At 44.3% G+C, this 18,139-nt stretch carries 14 protein-coding genes; 4 read left to right on the top strand and 10 right to left on the bottom strand.

All coding sequences use genetic code 11. The annotated features are described in order from the left end of the window. Positions 1–8: 8 nt before the first annotated feature. The 3 genes from CCS02_RS17695 (at position 9) to CCS02_RS17685 (ending at position 4,560) form a co-directional block, all read left to right on the top strand. Positions 9–2,333, top strand: coding sequence for an ATP-binding protein (locus CCS02_RS17695; protein WP_100637319.1), 2,325 nt, complete (start codon positions 9–11; stop codon positions 2,331–2,333). Beyond that, positions 2,333–3,691: a sigma-54-dependent transcriptional regulator gene (locus CCS02_RS17690; protein ID WP_072840370.1), complete on the top strand. Its 1,359-nt coding sequence runs from the start codon at positions 2,333–2,335 to the stop codon at positions 3,689–3,691. The genes CCS02_RS17695 and CCS02_RS17690 overlap by 1 nt, the downstream gene beginning before the upstream one ends. A gap of 110 nt (positions 3,692–3,801) precedes the next feature. After that, a complete protein-coding gene (locus tag CCS02_RS17685; RefSeq protein ID WP_100187921.1) occupies positions 3,802–4,560 on the top strand; it encodes a sulfite exporter TauE/SafE family protein in 759 nt (252 codons plus the stop codon). 20 nt (positions 4,561–4,580) lie between these two features. On the opposite strand, the gene ggt is transcribed toward CCS02_RS17685, so the two are convergent. From ggt to CCS02_RS17640, 9 genes are all read right to left on the bottom strand, one after another. Further along, positions 4,581–6,338: a gamma-glutamyltransferase gene (gene ggt, locus CCS02_RS17680; RefSeq protein WP_232728907.1), complete on the bottom strand. Its 1,758-nt coding sequence runs from the start codon at positions 6,336–6,338 to the stop codon at positions 4,581–4,583. 226 nt (positions 6,339–6,564) lie between these two features. Further along, positions 6,565–8,178: a TRAP transporter large permease gene (locus CCS02_RS17675; protein ID WP_072840368.1), complete on the bottom strand. Its 1,614-nt coding sequence runs from the start codon at positions 8,176–8,178 to the stop codon at positions 6,565–6,567. Between the two features lie 15 nt (positions 8,179–8,193). Beyond that, positions 8,194–8,871, bottom strand: a complete 678-nt coding sequence (locus tag CCS02_RS17670; protein WP_072840367.1) for a TRAP transporter small permease — start codon at positions 8,869–8,871, stop codon at positions 8,194–8,196. 168 nt (positions 8,872–9,039) lie between these two features. After that, the gene (locus CCS02_RS17665; RefSeq protein ID WP_072840366.1) at positions 9,040–10,032 is read right to left on the bottom strand and encodes a TRAP transporter substrate-binding protein; all 993 of its coding nucleotides are present in this window, start codon (positions 10,030–10,032) and stop codon (positions 9,040–9,042) included. 269 nt (positions 10,033–10,301) lie between these two features. Then, positions 10,302–12,407 carry a tRNA(Met) cytidine acetyltransferase TmcA gene (locus CCS02_RS17660; protein WP_100637318.1) on the bottom strand — a complete coding sequence of 702 codons (2,106 nt, stop codon included), beginning with the start codon at positions 12,405–12,407 and terminating at the stop codon, positions 10,302–10,304. A 124-nt stretch (positions 12,408–12,531) separates the two neighbouring features. Beyond that, entirely contained in the window at positions 12,532–14,019 is a 1,488-nt protein-coding gene (gene prpD, locus CCS02_RS17655; RefSeq protein ID WP_100187918.1) for a 2-methylcitrate dehydratase, read from the bottom strand. Positions 14,020–14,059: 40 nt separating this feature from the next. Next, positions 14,060–15,199: a bifunctional 2-methylcitrate synthase/citrate synthase gene (gene prpC / locus CCS02_RS17650; RefSeq protein WP_100187917.1), complete on the bottom strand. Its 1,140-nt coding sequence runs from the start codon at positions 15,197–15,199 to the stop codon at positions 14,060–14,062. 168 nt (positions 15,200–15,367) lie between these two features. Next, positions 15,368–16,246 (bottom strand): methylisocitrate lyase, encoded by an 879-nt coding sequence (gene prpB / locus CCS02_RS17645; protein WP_072840362.1) that lies wholly within the window; start codon positions 16,244–16,246, stop codon positions 15,368–15,370. A 28-nt stretch (positions 16,247–16,274) separates the two neighbouring features. Further along, positions 16,275–16,964 carry a GntR family transcriptional regulator gene (locus CCS02_RS17640; protein WP_100637317.1) on the bottom strand — a complete coding sequence of 230 codons (690 nt, stop codon included), beginning with the start codon at positions 16,962–16,964 and terminating at the stop codon, positions 16,275–16,277. 328 nt (positions 16,965–17,292) lie between these two features. Between CCS02_RS17640 and CCS02_RS17635 the strand changes: the two genes are divergently transcribed. Next, entirely contained in the window at positions 17,293–17,553 is a 261-nt protein-coding gene (locus tag CCS02_RS17635) for a DUF5062 family protein (protein WP_012068645.1), read from the top strand. A gap of 40 nt (positions 17,554–17,593) precedes the next feature. On the opposite strand, the gene CCS02_RS17630 is transcribed toward CCS02_RS17635, so the two are convergent. Beyond that, the gene (locus tag CCS02_RS17630; protein ID WP_100187915.1) at positions 17,594–18,061 is read right to left on the bottom strand and encodes an Lrp/AsnC family transcriptional regulator; all 468 of its coding nucleotides are present in this window, start codon (positions 18,059–18,061) and stop codon (positions 17,594–17,596) included. Positions 18,062–18,139 lie beyond the last annotated feature (78 nt).

Here is an 18,139-nt window from a genome sequence, read left to right as displayed (position 1 = left end):
TATTTTAGGTGAGTGCATTGAAAGAAAAATACGGCTTTAGCATAAGATGGCTTTTTTCATCTAAACAGTTAATTTGGCTGTATCTTGGTGCCTTTTTTGTGGTGGTTTTGTTGATTTGGAAAGGCGGTGAAGCCCTGCGTAATCAACAAATCAAAGCGTTGCGTATTGATTCTTTTGAGCAGTTAAACCAACTTGCCAGTGTGTTGGAAAGCGCGATTGCCAAGTACCAACATATGCCGACGTTATTGGCGTCTAATGACCGAGTAAGAAAAGCCCTGCGAGACGGTTTCGACTCGGACATTAATCAGCTTAATCGTGAACTTGAGCAAATTAACCGCATCACCGAAGCCTCAGACAGTTATATTTTAAACACAGATGGACTAACGATAGCCTCGTCTAACTATCGAGAAGTTACTAGTTTTGTCGGTCGTAACTTCGCATTTCGACCTTATTTTAAAGACGCGATTCAAGGAAAACCGGGTCGCTATTATGCGCTTGGTACGACATCGAATCGCCGCGGTTATTACTTCTCTTATCCTGTCTATGAAGGCGATTCGATTATTGGTATTGCCGTTGTAAAAGTGGATTTGACCCAATTCGAAAAACGTTTTGCCAATCAGCATTATGAATTTTTGTTACTCGATCCGGATGGCATTGTGTTTAGCAGCTCGCGTGCTAACTGGTTGTATCGGGTATTGGGCGAGTTGTCTCATACTGAGTTGCAGCGTATTGCTGATTCACAGCGTTATTATGGTAAATCCATTGAAAAGCTGGCAATTGTTTATCAAAAGCCTTTTGATGAAAAATCGCAAATTGTTGATGTGTTAGAAAATACTGTTATAGATGGCACCGAAGAATTAGAGCGGCTGTCGTTTTTAAGGATGAGTCGCCCGATTCGCTTATTAGGCTTTCAAATTTCTATCCTTGCGCCTTTAAAAATCATCAATGAAGAAATCTCTTTATGGCGTACCATTTTTGCGGGTGGCGTGACTATTACAGCCTTGTTATTGGGTTTGGCTATGTTGCGTCGGCGCATGTTACGAGAGCGTTCTGATGCTAATGAAATGACGCGCCACAACCAAGCGTACATTCGTGAAGTGATTCAAAATACACAAGCGGGTTTGGTAACCTTGGATGAGCACCACAAAATAGAATCTTTTAATCCGGCGGTTGAAAAGTTGCTTGGTCAGCCGTTATCTTCTCTAGTTGGGCAGCCACTTGGCGTTTTATTTCAACCCGACGAGCAAGATGCGTTAGTTTTATCTTCTCATAATGATTTTCTGGAAGCTGCTAATGATTTAGGTATTAAAGTGCTGACGCGAGAAGGGCGCTTATGTTATTCCGATCAAACAGTTCCGGTGGAAATGACCTTATGTAAGATGCAATTGCCTAATCGCCTAAGTTATTTGGTGACTTTTCATGACATGACCGAGCGTAAACGTTACGAGCAAGATATCACTCAAGCGCGTATTGAGCTTGAAGAACGAGTGAAAGAACGAACGTTTGAACTACAAGGTGCCAATACTCGTCTTCGCCATGAAATTGAAGAGCATAAAGGTACGCAACGAGAGCTGATCCAAACAGCCAAGCTTGCGGTATTAGGGCAATTAAGTGCGGGTTTGAATCATGAGTTGAACCAGCCTTTGACTGCGATTCGAGCTTTCGCAGGGAATGGATTGAAGTTTCTGGATCGCGGCCAGTACGAACAAGCCCATGCTAACTTGCAGCATATTAGTCAATTGGGTCATCACATGGGCGATATTATCGCTCGCTTTAAAGTATTTGCTCGTAAAGGTGACGTTCATCAAGGCCCTATTGCCGTACAGACTGCCATTATGGGGGCTATGAAAATTATGAGTCCACGCTATAAAGAAGTAGGTATTGAGCTGGTAGTCACGGAAGATCAAGGCTTTATTGTGAATGGTGACATGGTCTTTTTGGAGCAAGTGTTGGTGAATTTATTGGCCAATGCTGCTGATGCAATTTTAGAAACACCGAATAACCCACGACGAGTCCACATTGAGCAAATTTCCACTGTTAATCAAGTGATTATCTGTGTTAAAGACTCGGGCAATGGTTTGAGTGATGACGCTATTCGGCATCTTTTTGAACCATTCTTTACTTCTAAATCTTCAGGGTTGGGATTAGGGCTAGGCTTGTCGATTAGCCAGCGTATCGTCGAGGCGATGGGGGGGCAAATTAGCGCGCAAAATCGAGATTCTGGCGGTGCCGAATTTTGTGTTAGGCTACCTTGCTTTAACCACCACTTATCTGAATTCCAGTCTCTTTCTAGAGAGTCTAAAGAATCTATAGATCCTAAAGAGGAAATCTAATGCCGGACAGCAAGCAAGTAATATTAATTGACGACGAGCAAGCGGTTCGTATGGCAATTTCTCAGACATTACAGCTTGAAGATTTTGATGTTATAGAGTTCGCATCGGCTCAAGGCGTGATTGAAAAGTTGTCTCTGGATTGGTCTGGCGTGATTGTAAGCGATATCAATTTGCCTGGCAAAAGTGGTTTAGAGCTGTTTGACGAAGTTAAAAAGATTGATGCGGAAATCCCTTTTATTCTAATTACTGGCCACGGCGATATTAGCATGGCGGTGAGCGCTATTCGCGACGGTGCTTACGATTTTATTGAAAAGCCGTTTTCCAATGAAGACTTTCTAGAAGTGGTGCGTCGTGCCTCGGAAAAACGTCATTTAACCTTAGAGAACCGCAATTTACGTCTGGAATTGGCTGCGCAAAATGCGCCAGGTCCGCGGATTATCGGCAACACGCCAGGTATTCATCGTTTGCGTCAGGCGTTGTTGCATGTAGCAGATACCGGCGCGGATATTCTTATTCAAGGGGAGACAGGCACAGGTAAAGAGCTGGTGGCGCGTTACATCCACGAGCATAGCTCTCGTCGAGGTCACACTTTTGTGGCGATTAACTGCGGCGCAGTGCCTGATTCTATTATGGAGTCTGAATTATTTGGTCATGAAAAAGGCGCTTTTACCGATGCCAAAACACAACGTATCGGTAAGCTTGAGCATGCCAACGGTGGAACGCTCTTCCTTGATGAAATTGAAAGTATGCCGATGTCGATGCAAATTCGCTTGTTGCGGGTGTTGGAAGAGCGTCGCTTAGAGCGTTTGGGTTCCAATACAGCGATTGATCTGGATTTGCGTATTCTGGCCGCGACCAAGGTTGACCTGAAGCAACTGAGTGAAGGCGGCACATTCCGTGAAGACTTGTATTATCGACTCAACGTGGTGCGAGTAGATATTCCACCATTACGAGAGCGAAAAGATGATATCTCTCTACTGTGGCAGCATTTTTGTTTAGTGGCGATTGCACAATATAAGCGAGAGTCTGAGCCACTGTCGGCGGCGCGAATGCACAGCTTGTTGAGTTACGATTGGCCGGGGAACGTGCGTGAGTTACGTAACCTTGCCGAGCGTTATGTGCTGATGGGGGAAGCAGGTTCGTTTGAGTTTGATCAGATCATTATCAATGAAAATAATCCCGGTGTGATGACGCTCCCTGAGCAGTTAGAGCGCTTTGAAAAAACTTTATTAGAACAAGAGCTGCTGCGTCAGAAAGGCTCTATTAAAGACACCATGGATGCGCTTGGTTTGCCGCGTAAAACGCTTTACGACAAGATGCGTAAATATGATTTAGATAAAGATATCTACAAACAGTAATTAGTACTCTTCTATCTTCTATATAACTTACAAGAATGGGCGAGCAGAGATTTCTGCAGCCCATTTTGCTATTCTTTCGACTTCATTCCTTTTGATCCCCTGTCGATTATATGGCCTTATCTGCACTGCTTTTTGACCAAGTTTCTCCGCATGTATTTACACTTCTTGTTATTGTGTCTGGACTAACGTCTTTTTTTACCGCCAGCTTTGGCGCAGGAGGTGGTGTTATGTTGCTTGGTGTCATGGCACAAGTATTACCACCACAACTAATAATTCCGCTGCATGGTGTGGCGCAACTTGGTTCAAATGCTGGACGCGCAGCGATGAGTTGGCGACATATTGATTGGAAACTTATTAGTACGTTTTTACCCGGAGCGATGCTGGGTGCTTTCATTGGTAGTTTTGTCTTAGTTTCTCTGCCGCCAGCTATTATGTATCTAACGATTGCTTTATTTATCTTATATTTATGTTGGGGGCCGAAGCTTCCTAAGATGGTATTGGGTAATTGGGGAACAGCATTTGCTGGTGCTATCACTACGTTCATTACGCTTTTTGCTGGCGCAACTGGTCCATTAGTAGCAGCCTTTGTAAAGCAAATTCATGCGGATCGGTTTCGCACAGTTGCAACCTTTGCTATGGCGATGTCGTTACAGCATATTTTGAAGGTTGGGGTATTTAAGGTTGCAGGTTTTCCGTTAACAGCTTGGTTGCCTTTATTGGTATGTATGATTATCAGCGGTGCGATTGGTACTTGGGTTGGTCTTCGAGTATTAAAACGTATGCCAGATCGTTACTTTCATCGAATTTTTAATATTGTTCTTACTTTAATGGCGTTACGTTTAGTATGGCAGTCCTTTGCCTTACTATGACGTTTGTAGATGGCTTGATATTAGTCGCCTAAGACCAAACCTTCTCGTCTTGGGTCAGCCCCACCAAGTAAGCCGCCTTTCTCTACGACAATACCCTGTACACCAGAGTTTAAATCTTGCACAGATACTTTAAAACCCATGTCGGTTAGAGCCTTAGCGTAGGTTTCTGCTTCTGTGCCTTTTTCAAGATCGTAGGTGCCAAAGCGGTTGAGCATATTTGGCAGCGTGATGGCTTCCTGAATGTCCATGCCCCATTCAAGATGAGCAATAAGTGTTTTTGCTACGTAGCCGATGATACGAGAACCACCTGGTGAGCCAACAACCAAATAAGGCTTGTTGTCTTTCATCACTATGGTTGGTGACATAGAAGAGCGAGGGCGTTTGCCGGGTTCTAAGCGATTGGCAATTGGGAAGCCATCTTGGTGAGATTTAAATGAAAAGTCTGTCAGTTCATTGTTTAGTAAAAAGCCATTACTCATTAAATTCGAGCCAAAACCATTTTCGATTGTGGTGGTAACTGACACAGCATTGCCGTCTTTATCTACAATAGAAATATGGCTTGTGGAAGGTAACTCGATGGCAATGTCGTTAGCTTGTTTAATTGGATGACGCCACTCAGGTTCACCAGCTTCAACGCTTTCAAGGGCTTTGCCTTTAGTAATGAGTTTTGCACGCTCGGCTAAATAAGGTTTGTCCAATAAACCTTGTGGCATAGGTACAAAGTCTGTATCAGCTATGTAACGACCGCGATCAGCAAAGGCAAGACGCGATGCATCGCCGATGATTTGCCACGCTTCAGGTGAGTTTGGACCTAAAGCCGCTAGATCAAATTGTTCGGTAATACCAAGAATTTGGCCGACCGTTAATGCGCCAGAACTTGGTGGCCCCATGCCACAAATATCATATTCCTTATAAGGCAAGCACACCGGAGCTCGCTCTTTTACGCGATAGCTGAGAAAATCTTGTTCGGATAAAACTCCTGGGTTATCTAGCGCTCCACGTACCTGAGAGACAATCTTTTTCGCAATTTGTCCTGTGTAGAATTCATCAGCTCCATACGTAGCGAGGAAGCGTAAGGTTTCATAATATTGGGCGTTTTGTAAGCGGCTACCTGCTTCAAGTGGGGTGCCATCGAGATTAAAAAAGTAGGCTTTGGTTTCTGGATAACGAGCTAAGCGCTCCTCACTGCCTTTAATCGCATCTGCTAAGCGAGGAGATACAATAAAGCCTTCTTGCGCGAGCTTAGTTGCTGGTGCTAATAAATCTTCCCAAGGCATGGTGCCATAGCGGTCGTGCAATTCGCCCATCAATTTGACTGTGCCAGGCGTGCCGACAGAACGACCGCCAACAACGGCATCGTAGAAGGACAGTGGCTCACCATTTTCATCTTGGAAAAGTTCTGGTGTGGCTTCTTGAGGTGCTGTTTCTCGGCCATCAAATGTAGTGAGTTTTTGATTTGCTGCATCGTAATACACAACAAAAGCGCCGCCGCCTAAACCAGACGATTGAGGCTCAACTAAGCCAAGTACCATTTGTACCGCAACCAGAGCATCAATAGCAGAACCGCCAGCCTTTAACACATCGTAACCGGCTTTACTGGCTTCTGGATTGGCGGTAGCGACCATGAATTTCTGAGCGTGAGCTAGACTCTTCTTTTCGATACCACTCGCTTCTTCTGGCGCAACGCCATCAGCTGCTTGTTCTGCAGCTATACTGAATTGACTAACGGCAAGCAAAGGAACGAGGGTTAAGGCTTGTAACCAGCGCTTTTTTAGCATCATAAAATCCTTATTGATGAAAGTGGAAACTGTCTGGTCCCATCAAAACAAAAATACGCTGCTGCGTGAAGCCATAAAATAAACAATGATGTGATTTTAGAGAAAAGAAAACGAAAATGTCGCGTATCGTTCGTTTTGTGTAGGTATAAAAAAACGCCCCGGAGGGCGCTAAACTTTATAAATTTTTTGCATGTGTTGCTAAGAACACTTAGGACTAGAGGAATTGTTATTGAACGATTTCTGGTCCCATAATGCTGTACGGTAGCGCAGTAGATAGTGCAGGGATGTAAGTTACCATCACTAAGAACACCATCAATACTAATACGAACGGCATCGCAGCTTTCACCACTCGGGCTAAGCTCATACCCGTTATACTCGAGGTAACAAACAGGTTTAAACCAATTGGTGGCGTGATCATACCGATTTCCATGTTAACCACCATAATGATACCTAGATGAATTGGATCGACACCCAGCTCCATTGCAATAGGGAACACGATAGGAGCAACGATAACCAATAAACCTGATGGTTCCATGAACTGGCCACCAATCAACAACAAAATGTTAACGGCGATTAGGAAAGTGAACCAGTTAAAGCCAACGTCGAGCATCCATTCAGTGATTGCTTGAGGGATACGTTCTGCCGATAAGGTATGAGCAAACAACAAGGCGTTGGCGATGATAAACATCAACATAACCGTTGTTTTAGTACCTTCTAGCATTACTTTGCGAGACTCTTCACCGAACAAAGAAGGGAAGAAGCCGCGTAGCATCATGGACAAGTTACGTCCCCAGATTGGCGTGCCTGCAGCTAAGCAAGAGCCAACAGATTCTTCTAGTTTGCTTGAACGTTTATAGACATAGAAAATAGCGATAGCAATCGAGATGATGGCGCCCCACAATGCACGATCACCGCCAGTGACGGTTTCACTGTCTGCAAAAGCGAAGAAGGACATGATCTCCCACACAAGGAAGAAAGATACGCCATACACTGTACCGTTAAAACCAACACGGGCATGTGGTGCATCGTTATCGTTTGTCCATGTTTGGCCTTTTAAAGGACCCATGTCGCGGTAAACAAACAAGGCAATAAACATAGAGTAAACAGCAGCAACAACCGCCGCTTCAGTTGGTGTAAATACACCACCATAAATACCACCCATGATGATTACGACTAGGAACAATCCCCAGCCTGCTTCTTTACCACCACGAATTAGATTACCAAAACCTTTCCATTCTTCAGAAGGAAGGTTTTTGATACGAGCGACCACGTAAATCGCCAACATCAGCATACCGCCAGCAATTAACCCAGGAATCACCCCTGCTAAGAACATACGGCCAACTGAGACGTTTACAGAAGCCGCATAGACCACCATAACGATAGAAGGCGGAATCAAAATACCCAGCGTACCTGCGTTAGCAATGATACCGGCTGCAAAGTCTTTTGAATAACCTACTTGAACCATACCTGCAATAGCAATAGTACCAATGGCTACAACGGTTGCTGGAGAAGATCCAGACAAGGCTGCGAACATCATACAAGCCAATACAGACGCCATTGCCAAGCCGCCACGGAAGTGACCAACACTGGCAATTGCGAAGTTAATTAAACGCTTCGCTACGCCACCCGTCGACATGTAAGACGAGGCAATGATGAAAAACGGGATAGCCAACAACGTATAGTGCTGACCAACCCCAAACAGAGAAATCGCGACTGACGATAATGAGTCGTGAGAGAAAAAAGCAATAAACAGTATGGACGATAAGCCCAATGAAATACCAACCGGCAAGCCAATAAACAACAGGACGATTACTAATAAAAATAGAATGATTGATTCCACAATGATGCTCCTGCGCTAGTCTTTCAAGACGTTTTGGTTTTCTTTAACAAGATCTTGTGCCTCATGGCCACTGATCAACATGTCGCGTTTGCCGCGGGCAATATCGATGAATGCTTGTAAAGAACGATAAGAAAGTAAAGCCAAGCTGATTGGTAGAACAACAAGAACTATCCAGCGGTGAACACGAGGGCGTAAACCAAACATTTCTTGTACAAATTCAGGGTAACGAAGCTCTTCTGAACCTATGCCAATTTTGAACATTTTCAACCAATACTCGATAGCGCCACCACTAACGTCTACGCCAAGCATTGCTAGCCACGTAGAGTCTAGTAGGATAAGTCCGTAAAGCATGGCTGCTGCAGCACCAAATAAAGACAATGCTTTTGCGATGCGTTTTGGTACCGCATTTAAAACAATGTCGACACCTAGGTGAAGGTTGGTTTTAATACCGTAACTCATGCCTAATAGAATTAGCCAAGAGAAAGCCACCATGTTGAATTCAAGCGCTGCGTCCCAGCCAGTATTAAACCCATAACGAGCGATTACCTGACCAAAGGATACCGCCATGATTGACGAAATAACGAGGATCAGTAGGTTTTCTTCAGCTCGTTCCATGACTTTTGGGAAGCGCTTTTCTAATAGCCAAAGAACAATAATAAAAATAAGTAAGTAAAGATGCGGCCAATGTGCCATGGGGGTCTCCTTAACTAAGTGGACCAGAACAAGTTAAAGTGCAGCTTTGTGGGGTTTCTCGTAGGTTCTAGGATCAGTCGCTGATGAGAGATTGCGGACCAAGAAAGCACAGAATAAAACCACAAGAGCTGACCTGTTAAGGTCAGCTCGCTGCGGGATAAAAATAGATTAAGCGCCGGCAGCAGCGTCAATCAAATCTTTACCAATGTAGCTTTCAAATTGTTGCCAAACAGGTTTCATTGTATTCACCCATTCTTGGCGTTGCGCTGGAGTAAGTGTATTGATCTTGCCGCCAGCTTTGATTATGTTTTGACGGTTTTCTTCTTCCGCTGCTTTAACACTCAAGTTTGCTTCTTGTGTTACTTCATCCGCAATTTGAGTGAATTGAGCGCGGTCTTCTGGAGAAAGGCTCTTCAAGAATTCAGAAGATGTCATGAACAAGTAAGCCAACAACTGATGGTTAGTATCGGTTGTGCTGTCTTGAACTTCGTAGAATTTTTGCGTGTAAATGTTAGACCAAGTGTTTTCTTGTCCGTCTACAACGCCAGTTTGTAACGCGCCGTATACTTCAGAAAACGCCATAGCTTGAGGAGATGCACCCATTGCCGCGATCATTTGTTTTGCAACATCAGACGTTTGTACGCGGAATTTCATGCCTTTTGCGTCGCTAGGGACCAAAAGTGGTTTTTTGGCAGAAAAGTATTTCATACCAGACATCCAGTAACCTAAACCAACAAAGCCTGCGTAGTCATCCATTTCTGTTAATAGCGCTTTACCTTCTTTGGTTTTAGTAAAGCGAATTGCATGGTCCATGTCTTTAAAGATGAAAGGAAGGTCAAACACGCCATATTTATCAGTGTAAGAACCGAACTTAGAAAGTGATGGAGCAAGCAGTTGAACGTCGCCTAAAAGTAGAGCTTCAAGTTCTTTTGAATCACCAAATAGTGTGGAGTTAGGGAAAACTTCAACACACAATTTTCCATTCATTTCTTTATTTACACGTTCTGCGAAGCTATTTGCAGCAACCACTTTAGGATGAGTGGTACCGCCAGTTACGTGGCTGAATTTTACAACGCGCTCACCTGGATCGCAGGCAGCAATCGCAGTAGTAGCAGAAAGAGCAAGTGCTAAAGATGTTAGAGCAAGGCTGATTTTTTTCATTTTTATAAAACTCCAAAAACTGAATTATTATTGTGTACCGGTTTTTTAGCCTGATTTTTTCTGGTTTTTCGCCAGATACAGACAAAGCAAAACAGGTGGTGCTATTCATACTGTTTACACAATCTGTGCCAAGTCTTTATGTTTTGTTTAAGTGTTTGATTTTATTTGTAAAATTATTTTATTTGTGGTTTTTAGGCTTTATGAAAGAAATTTAATAGGGGGGATTACACTCATAATTAAATTCTTAATGGGTGGTTATTCACCCATTTTCACTTAAGAGTTTGTGTTAAAAGCTTTTTGAAGGTTTGGTGCATGGCTTTCTTTCCAGATAATTGCGCTTTTAGACGGCTCTGTTCGGTATTACGGCCTAAAGCGGCTTCGATTAATAGTTGGTGGGTTGGATCCTTGGGGGTTAACTGGCCTGTTAAAGCAAGAGACAGTGTCGCTTTGAGGAAAACAGGGCGAATACTGTCAAACTGACGATGATGTTCTACAAATAGCTCTATATCCTGCAAGTCCTGCAATGACAATTTAGCCAGCACGGGAAGTTCGTTTTGTTGATAATATTTTTGACCTAGAATAAGCATAACCAAATCGGTTGATAAGTCGGTATATTGCAGCAGCAAGTTAATTAGAAACTGTTCAATAAATCGTGCTTGCCATTTGTAGGCTAGCTTAGTGGCGTGCTCCGTCGTTGGCTTCACCATCATCAAAGAGTAGCTGCCACTTGCTTGGTCTTTGGCAGTTCCCAATCGAACAGGTACGTAACCATTCTTTAACCAAAAAGACACCACATCGGGAGTCGCTGCAAAACTGCTGCATAGAAAATCGCAACGATCATTGGCTGCGGTTTCGATATGCGTAAGTAGTTGACTCGCCAAGCCTTTATTTTGTTGGCTTTGTTCCGTTGCAATTCGGCTGATGCGCCAGTAACAGTACTGTCCGGCGTTTTCAACGCCTTCATGAGCAAGTAGAGATTGTGGTACTAAATGTCCTCTTGGTCGACGTTTCCCTTGCATGACTTCTTGGCAGAGTGAGCTTGGCAGGTTGCCTTCTTCGGTAATAATCGCAACGCTTTGGGCATTTCCTTCTGATAGATAAAGATATGTCGACACGGAAGGGTCGTCTAGCACCCAGCGCAAGTTGTCAGGCGAAGTTTGATAGTGAGCGCTTACCAATAATTGAAAAGTATCGGCGAGCAAGTTAGTGTTTTCTAGCCAATCAGCGCCAGTAAGATGACTAAAGTTTGTCGGCTTAGTCATACTTTTATTAGTACTATTAGGTGCGTCAAAGTTAGCCTCTGGATTCGCTAAAAAGAAGCAATCATTGATCCAGTTTTCCAGTGGGTCATTTCCCCCCCATCGAATTGGCAGGCTCAAAGTTAGTTGCTGCAGCGCCAATGTTTTAGAAGTTTTTTGTGATTCTAAATAGTGGCAAAAGCGAATGCCAAAGCCTTTACCAGCGCCTTCATAGCCATAGTCTGTGGTACTAAAAAGACAATGCTCAGCTTTCTGATTTAATTCTATAAGCATGGGCAAAGGAATCATGGACGCTTCATCAACAAAGAGAAAATCCCAGTGAGTCGAGTTACTTATCAGAGCATCAGGAGCGAAAAAAGGCAGAGTAGCTTTGTCTTGATCAAGCACCTGCTCAAAGCGAGATTTAAGACTTACAATAGCGTCCTGATTAGGCGCGGTGATCGCTACACGTTTTCCTTCTTTGACTAGCTTTGCCAAACTGTCGCCCAATAAGGTGGATTTGCCTCGGCCACGTGGTGCAATTAGTACATAGGATTTGGCTAGTTCTGCAAATAAACACGACTGAGCTTCAGCTTGTTCTTGGGTTAGCTGCGCGTTAGGTTCTATTGGTTTTAAAGCCGGTAACGGGTTTACGCTGTGTTTTTTATTCTTGCCAGAGAGTAATAATTTAAAAGGTGATGTCGCGTCTTGTAATTTATCGAGCAGGTAATGTTTAAAGTGCGATGTCACTTGTTCTGGCTCATAAGGCCAAGGTAAATATCTCGACAAGTCTTGATCTGCCATTGATAACCACTCGACATCAGGCAGTGCAATGGCAAAGAGGCCATTGCCTCGAACCGTACCAGACAAAATAGCCAATGCACTGGCAGATACGCCATGAGTCAAATCCACCAAGATAGCGTCATGGTTGCTGCCTAGTTCTTGTCGGACTTGTTTAAAAGAACAGGTTTTAAATTGTTTCGTTTTTAACGACGGAACGAGTAACTCGTCATACTGGCTCACATCATGAGCGGCAATTAGTGGAGTAGAGAAATTTTCACACAGACGAAGAAAGTCTGACAAAACCTCGCGAGGCGAGCCCTTTAAAATAAAACAGTGGCGGTGGTTGTCATACATAAAAATTAAATTTCCTAGTGATCACATTATTAGAGACCTTCGCCTCGTTTTGGCTTTGCTCGTGACATCATGCAAAGGCCTCTATCATACTGTGACCACAAGGAAGCGCCAGCGCTTGTTAAGTTTACGCGATAACAAATAAGTCCATGAAGCGATTTACCGCTGTACTTTCAAGAGCAGCTTGATCCTTACAGAGTGAGAAAATAGCTTGGCTCTGACGGTTTGGAAAACGTGTTGCCAAGTTGTTTTTAAACTTCTGCTCTAATAACGGAATGCCTTCTTCACGACGACGACGGTGTCCGACTGGGTATTCCACCACTACTTCTTCAGTGCTGCTACCATCTTTAAAGAACACTTGAATTGCATTGGCAATTGAACGCTTATCGGACTCTAAATATTCAGCAGTGAAGCGTTTGTCTTCGACGATTTCCATCTTGTTACGCAGCTCATCAATGATCGGGTTTGCCGCATGGAAGTCATCTTCATAATGTTCGGCGATTAAATTACCAAAGGCCAATGGCACAGCCGCCATGTATTGCAAGCAATGGTCGCGGTCGGCGGCGTTGGCTAATGGGCCGGATTTGGAAATAATACGAATCGCTGATTCATGAGTACGAATAACGATCTTGTCGATCTCTGCCAAACGATCTTTCACTTGAGGATGCAAAATCACAGATGCTTCGGCAGCGGTTTGAGCATGAAACTCTGCAGGGAAAGAGATCTTGAACAAGACGTTTTCCATCACGTATGTACCGTAATCTTGTGAGAAGGAAAACTTGCGTTGCGCTTCTGGTTTAATAGCTTGGTCTTTGTTGGTTTTAGAGAAAGACACGTCATAAAAGCCCCACTGATCGGCCGTTAGCACACCAGGAATGCCCATTTCGCCTCGCATCGACATATCCGCTAAGCGAACTGCACGAGAAGTCGCATCGCCCGCTGCCCAAGACTTACGTGAGCCTGCATTTGGCGCATGACGATAAGTACGCAGAGCAGAGCCATCGACCCAAGCTTGCGAGATTGCTGCCATAATTTGTTCTCTGTCGCCGCCCATCATTTTGGTTACTACAGCAACAGAGGCAACACGAACTAATAAAACGTGACACAAACCTACACGGTTGAAAGAGTTTTCTAGGGCAATAACGCCTTGAATTTCATGGGCCATTACCATGGCTTCTAACACTTCACGCATGGTCATCGGGCTTTCACCCTTCGATAGTCGAACTTGTGAAAGATGATCCGCTACCGCCAAAATGCCACCTAGGTTATCGGAAGGATGTCCCCATTCTGCTGCCAACCAAGTGTCGTTGTAATCCAACCAGCGAATGATACAACCAATGTCCCATGCCGCTTTTACAGGGTCGAGAGACAAAGACGTGCCCGGTACACGAGCACCATTTGGAACAACAGTACCTTGTACTATTGGGCCAAGGTGCTTGGTACATTCTGGGAAGCGTAGGGCGAGTAAGCCACAGCCCAAGGTGTCCATTAAACAGTTACGAGCAGTGTCTAGGGCCTCTTGGCTTTCTACTTTAAAGTTCAGTACATAATCCGCGATGTCTTGAATGACTTGGTCGTAATCCGGGCGGTTGTTTAAATCTACGTTGTTGCTCATTTCTTTTCCTTAATCGTTAAATTTTAATGCTGATGTTGGGTTAATGACGGTCGTCAATATCAACCCATTCAGAATGATCTGGTCCAATATAATCGGCGCTTGGTCGAATAATGCGGTTGTTCGACCGTTGTTCCATGACGTGAGCAGCCCAGCCAGTGACACGAGAGCAAACGAAAATTGGCGTAAATAATTTGGTTGGAATCCCCATAAAACGATAAGCGCTGGCGTGGAAAAAATCCGCGTTGCAGAAGAGTTTTTTCTCGCGCCACATCACGGCTTCGCAACGTTCTGAGACCGCATATAAATGATCGTCGCCAACGTCTTCGCTGAGTTTTTTTGCCCATTTTTTGATGATGTCATTGCGTGGATCGCGTTCACTGTAAATAGCGTGACCAAAGCCCATGACTTTTTCTTTATTGGCAAGTTTTTGCATCAACGCCGCTTCGGCTTCGTCAGGGGTTTTCCATGGTTCTATCATGTCCATCGCAGCTTCATTTGCGCCACCATGAAGTGGGCCACGTAAGCTGCCGATACCGCCAGTAACGCATGAATACATGTCTGACAAGGTGGAAGCACAAACACGAGCGGTAAAGGTTGAAGCGTTGAATTCGTGCTCAGCATACAAGATCAAAGACGCGTTCATCACTTGTGTATGAAGAGCGCTTGGTTCTTTGTCATGCAGCATGGTGAGAAAATGACCAGCCAAAGAAGGTACGTTGGCATTATGAGTATTAACACGTACGCCATCGTGGGTGAAACGATACCAATAAACGACCATCGCAGGCAGCGTTGCGACCAATCGATCAGCGGTATGTAAGGCTAGCGATGGTTGCTTTTCAAAAGCGAGTTCTGGTTCAAGATTGCCTAAAAAAGAACAACCGGTGCGCATCACATCCATTGGATGAGCGCTTTCTGGGATAAGTTCCAAGACGGCTTTTAGCTCTTCAGGCAAGCTGCGTAAACTCATCAGTCTTTGTTCGTAGTCGTGTAACTGAGTACGGTTAGGTAACTTTCCGTACAGCAGGAGATAAGCGACTTCTTCAAAGCTCGCTTTGTCCGCTAAGACATCAATGTCGTAGCCGCGATAGGTTAATCCGGAGGCCGCTTTGCCAACGGTGCAGAGTGCGGTTTCGCCTGCGCTTTGGCCGCGTAGACCTGCGCCAGAAAGTACTTTAGCCATTTTCCTACCTCATATTTTTATTTGTTTTGAGATTCGTTGAAAATATTTAAACGCTTTACCAGTTATTATCTTAAGTTCTTATTTCTTGGGCTCTTATTTCTTGGGCTCTTATTTCTTGGGCTCTTATTTCTTGGGCTCTTATTTCTTGGGCTCTTATTTTTTAGGCTCTTATTTCTTAGAGAAGAGCGCGTCTAATTTGTCTTCATATTCATGGTAGTTGAGAAATTCATAAAGCTCATTACGAGTTTGCATACTGTCGACTACGTTGCGCTGGTGGCCGTCGTTCAATAAATGCTGATATACGTTTAGTGCGGCTTTGTTCATTGCGCGAAACGCACTCAGTGGATAGAGCACCAAATCCACGCCAGCGCTGGCCAATTCTTCTTTACTGAATAAAGGTGTAGCGCCAAATTCGGTGATGTTTGCTAAAACCGGCACCTTCACGGCAGCAACAAATTCTTTGTATTGATCCAAAGTGATCATGGCTTCTGGGAAGATCATATCCGCGCCAGCTTCGACACAAGCAATGGCTCGCTCGATGGCCGATTCCATACCTTCCACAGCCAAAGCATCAGTGCGTGCCATGATGACAAAGTTGTCATCGACACGAGCGTCGACGCAGGCTTTCACGCGATCGACCATTTCGTCTTGACTGACAATGGCTTTATTCGGGCGATGTCCGCAGCGTTTTTGTTGTACTTGGTCTTCAATATGCACTGCCGCCGCGCCAGCTTTTTCCATTTGCTGAATGGTTCGAGTGATATTAAATGCGCCACCAAAGCCGGTATCGATATCGACTAGTAATGGCAAATTCGAAGCGGAAGTAATACGCCGCACGTCTTCTAATACATCGTGTAAATCTGTCATGCCAAGGTCTGGCAAACCATAGGAGGCATTAGCAACACCGCCGCCAGATAAGTAAATGGCATGATGACCTGTTTGCTCTGCCATCATGGCGCAATAAGCGTTCACGGCGCCAACAACCTGTAATGGGGATTGGGTTGCGACGGCTTGTCTAAAACGGGCGCCTGCTGAAAGTATTGTCATTATTTTCCTCTCTTTAGAACGATTTTAATTAAGTACGGGAAGCGACAGAGGAATGCTCCATCGCTTGCTTTAATAGCTGGCTGGCGCGGCTGATATGGCGGCGCATGAGTAGTTCTGCTAGATCACCTTCGTGATTTGCAATCGCATCGAGAATGGCTTTGTGTTCACGTAATGCTTGGCGTGGATCGCTGCGTTGATCCGCCGTGTGACGTCGATACATGCGAATTACCGCGTACAATTCTTCTGTTAATAAACGAATAAGCTTGGCGTTGCCGCTGGCGTGAATGATACGTAAGTGAAAATCGTCATTCCCGCCTTGTTGTACGTAGTGTTCATCTTGGTTGGCATCTAGGTGCGCTTGATGTTTATCGAGTAGTGAATACAAACTGTTTATTTCGTCCGCTGGCATAGTGGAGGCAGCTAATCGAGCTGCCATGCCTTCTAAGGCCTCACGCATAGTGAAGGTGTCGAGCATATCTTGTGTGTTTAGTTGGATAACACGAGCGCCAACATTAGCGGTGCGCGTAACCAGACCAAGCCCTTCTAATTTAACGATAGCTTCCCTTAATGGCCCACGAGAGACGCCATATTGCTTGGCAAGTTCTGGCTCTGAAATCTTGCTGCCTTGGGGAATATGACCCTGCACAATAGCGTTGGTGAGCTGCTGGGCGATGTCTTCAGACAGTGTCGCGGATTTGATCGAAATAAGGTTGTTCATAAATGGACAAAATGCTTTATTGTTGACAATGTGACTAGTTATAGTCGTATTTTTTCGATTTATCAAGTTGGATTGTCGACAATTTATTGGTTCCTATCTTATCCTTTAGTCGTACGTGTGAGCGTGATAGAGGAGAGATAAGCTACTAACATTGTGTTTATTAAGTGATTTTTGGGCTTTATTGATTAGAAACGCTTGGTTGAATATCAAAAGCTGATAAAGTCGGGAGAATCATTTGAATATTGTTATGATCAAATGTGTCGACAATCGCTTTGCTAGGCTTGTTCGCTTGGCGGTTTGTTTGATTACCCAACAAGTAGGGGAAACTATGAAAAAAATTAAAAATGAAGCGGCTCTAAGTAAAAAAGCCATTCAAGTTGGCGAGAACTATGCCCTTAAACGAGGTTATGCAGGTTTTTCTTCAACCATGTCTGCTAATGAAAAAACCGAGGCAATTTATCGTTTATTAGTGCTTGATAAGTTGGTAGTGGGTTTGCCTGCGGACAAAGAAGACTTGCCAAGTATGAAACACAAACTGGCGTTGTGGATTCAGAAGCTATTACCTAAAGATGATCCACTTCTTAAGTAAGAGTTACTGGGTTAATAATTAAGAGTTGCTGGGTTAATAACTAAAAGTCCAGCGGAAGAGTGGTGATATTTTTTACTTCACGCATGGTGAAGTGACTTTGCGCTTCTTGTATGTGTGGCAGTTGCAATAACTGGCTACGCAAGAAGTGCTCATAGCTTTCAATGCTGTTGGAAACCACTCTTAAGCTGTAATCCATTGCACCAGAAATCGTCCAACACTCGACCACTTCGGGATAGTCGACAATGGCTTGCTCGAACTCATCCAGCATTTTTCGGCCATGGGAAGAGAGTTTAATATTCACCAAGACGACGATGCCCAATCCCAATTTGTTTCTGTCTAAAATCGCTTGCGTCGAACGAATGTAACCATCTTGTTCTAGGCGATTAATACGTCGCCAGCAGGGCGATTGTGACAAGCCGATCTTATCCGCTACTTGAGTCGCACTCAGGCTGCCATCGTGTTGCAGCAAATTAAGAATCTTACGATCGGTTGAATCTAGCTGTTCCATGGAATCCATCTCTTAAAAGTCGAGATTAACATAATGGATTCGCCTACTTCATTTCAATACTTTATTTATAAAATGTTA

The sequence above is a fragment of the Marinomonas sp. ef1 genome, from assembly GCF_002806845.1.
In the GTDB taxonomy this organism is placed as follows: Bacteria; Pseudomonadota; Gammaproteobacteria; order Pseudomonadales; family Marinomonadaceae; genus Marinomonas; species Marinomonas polaris.
The sequence above is the reverse complement of the archived record's forward strand: the minus strand, read 5'-3'. Positions and strand labels throughout refer to the sequence as shown.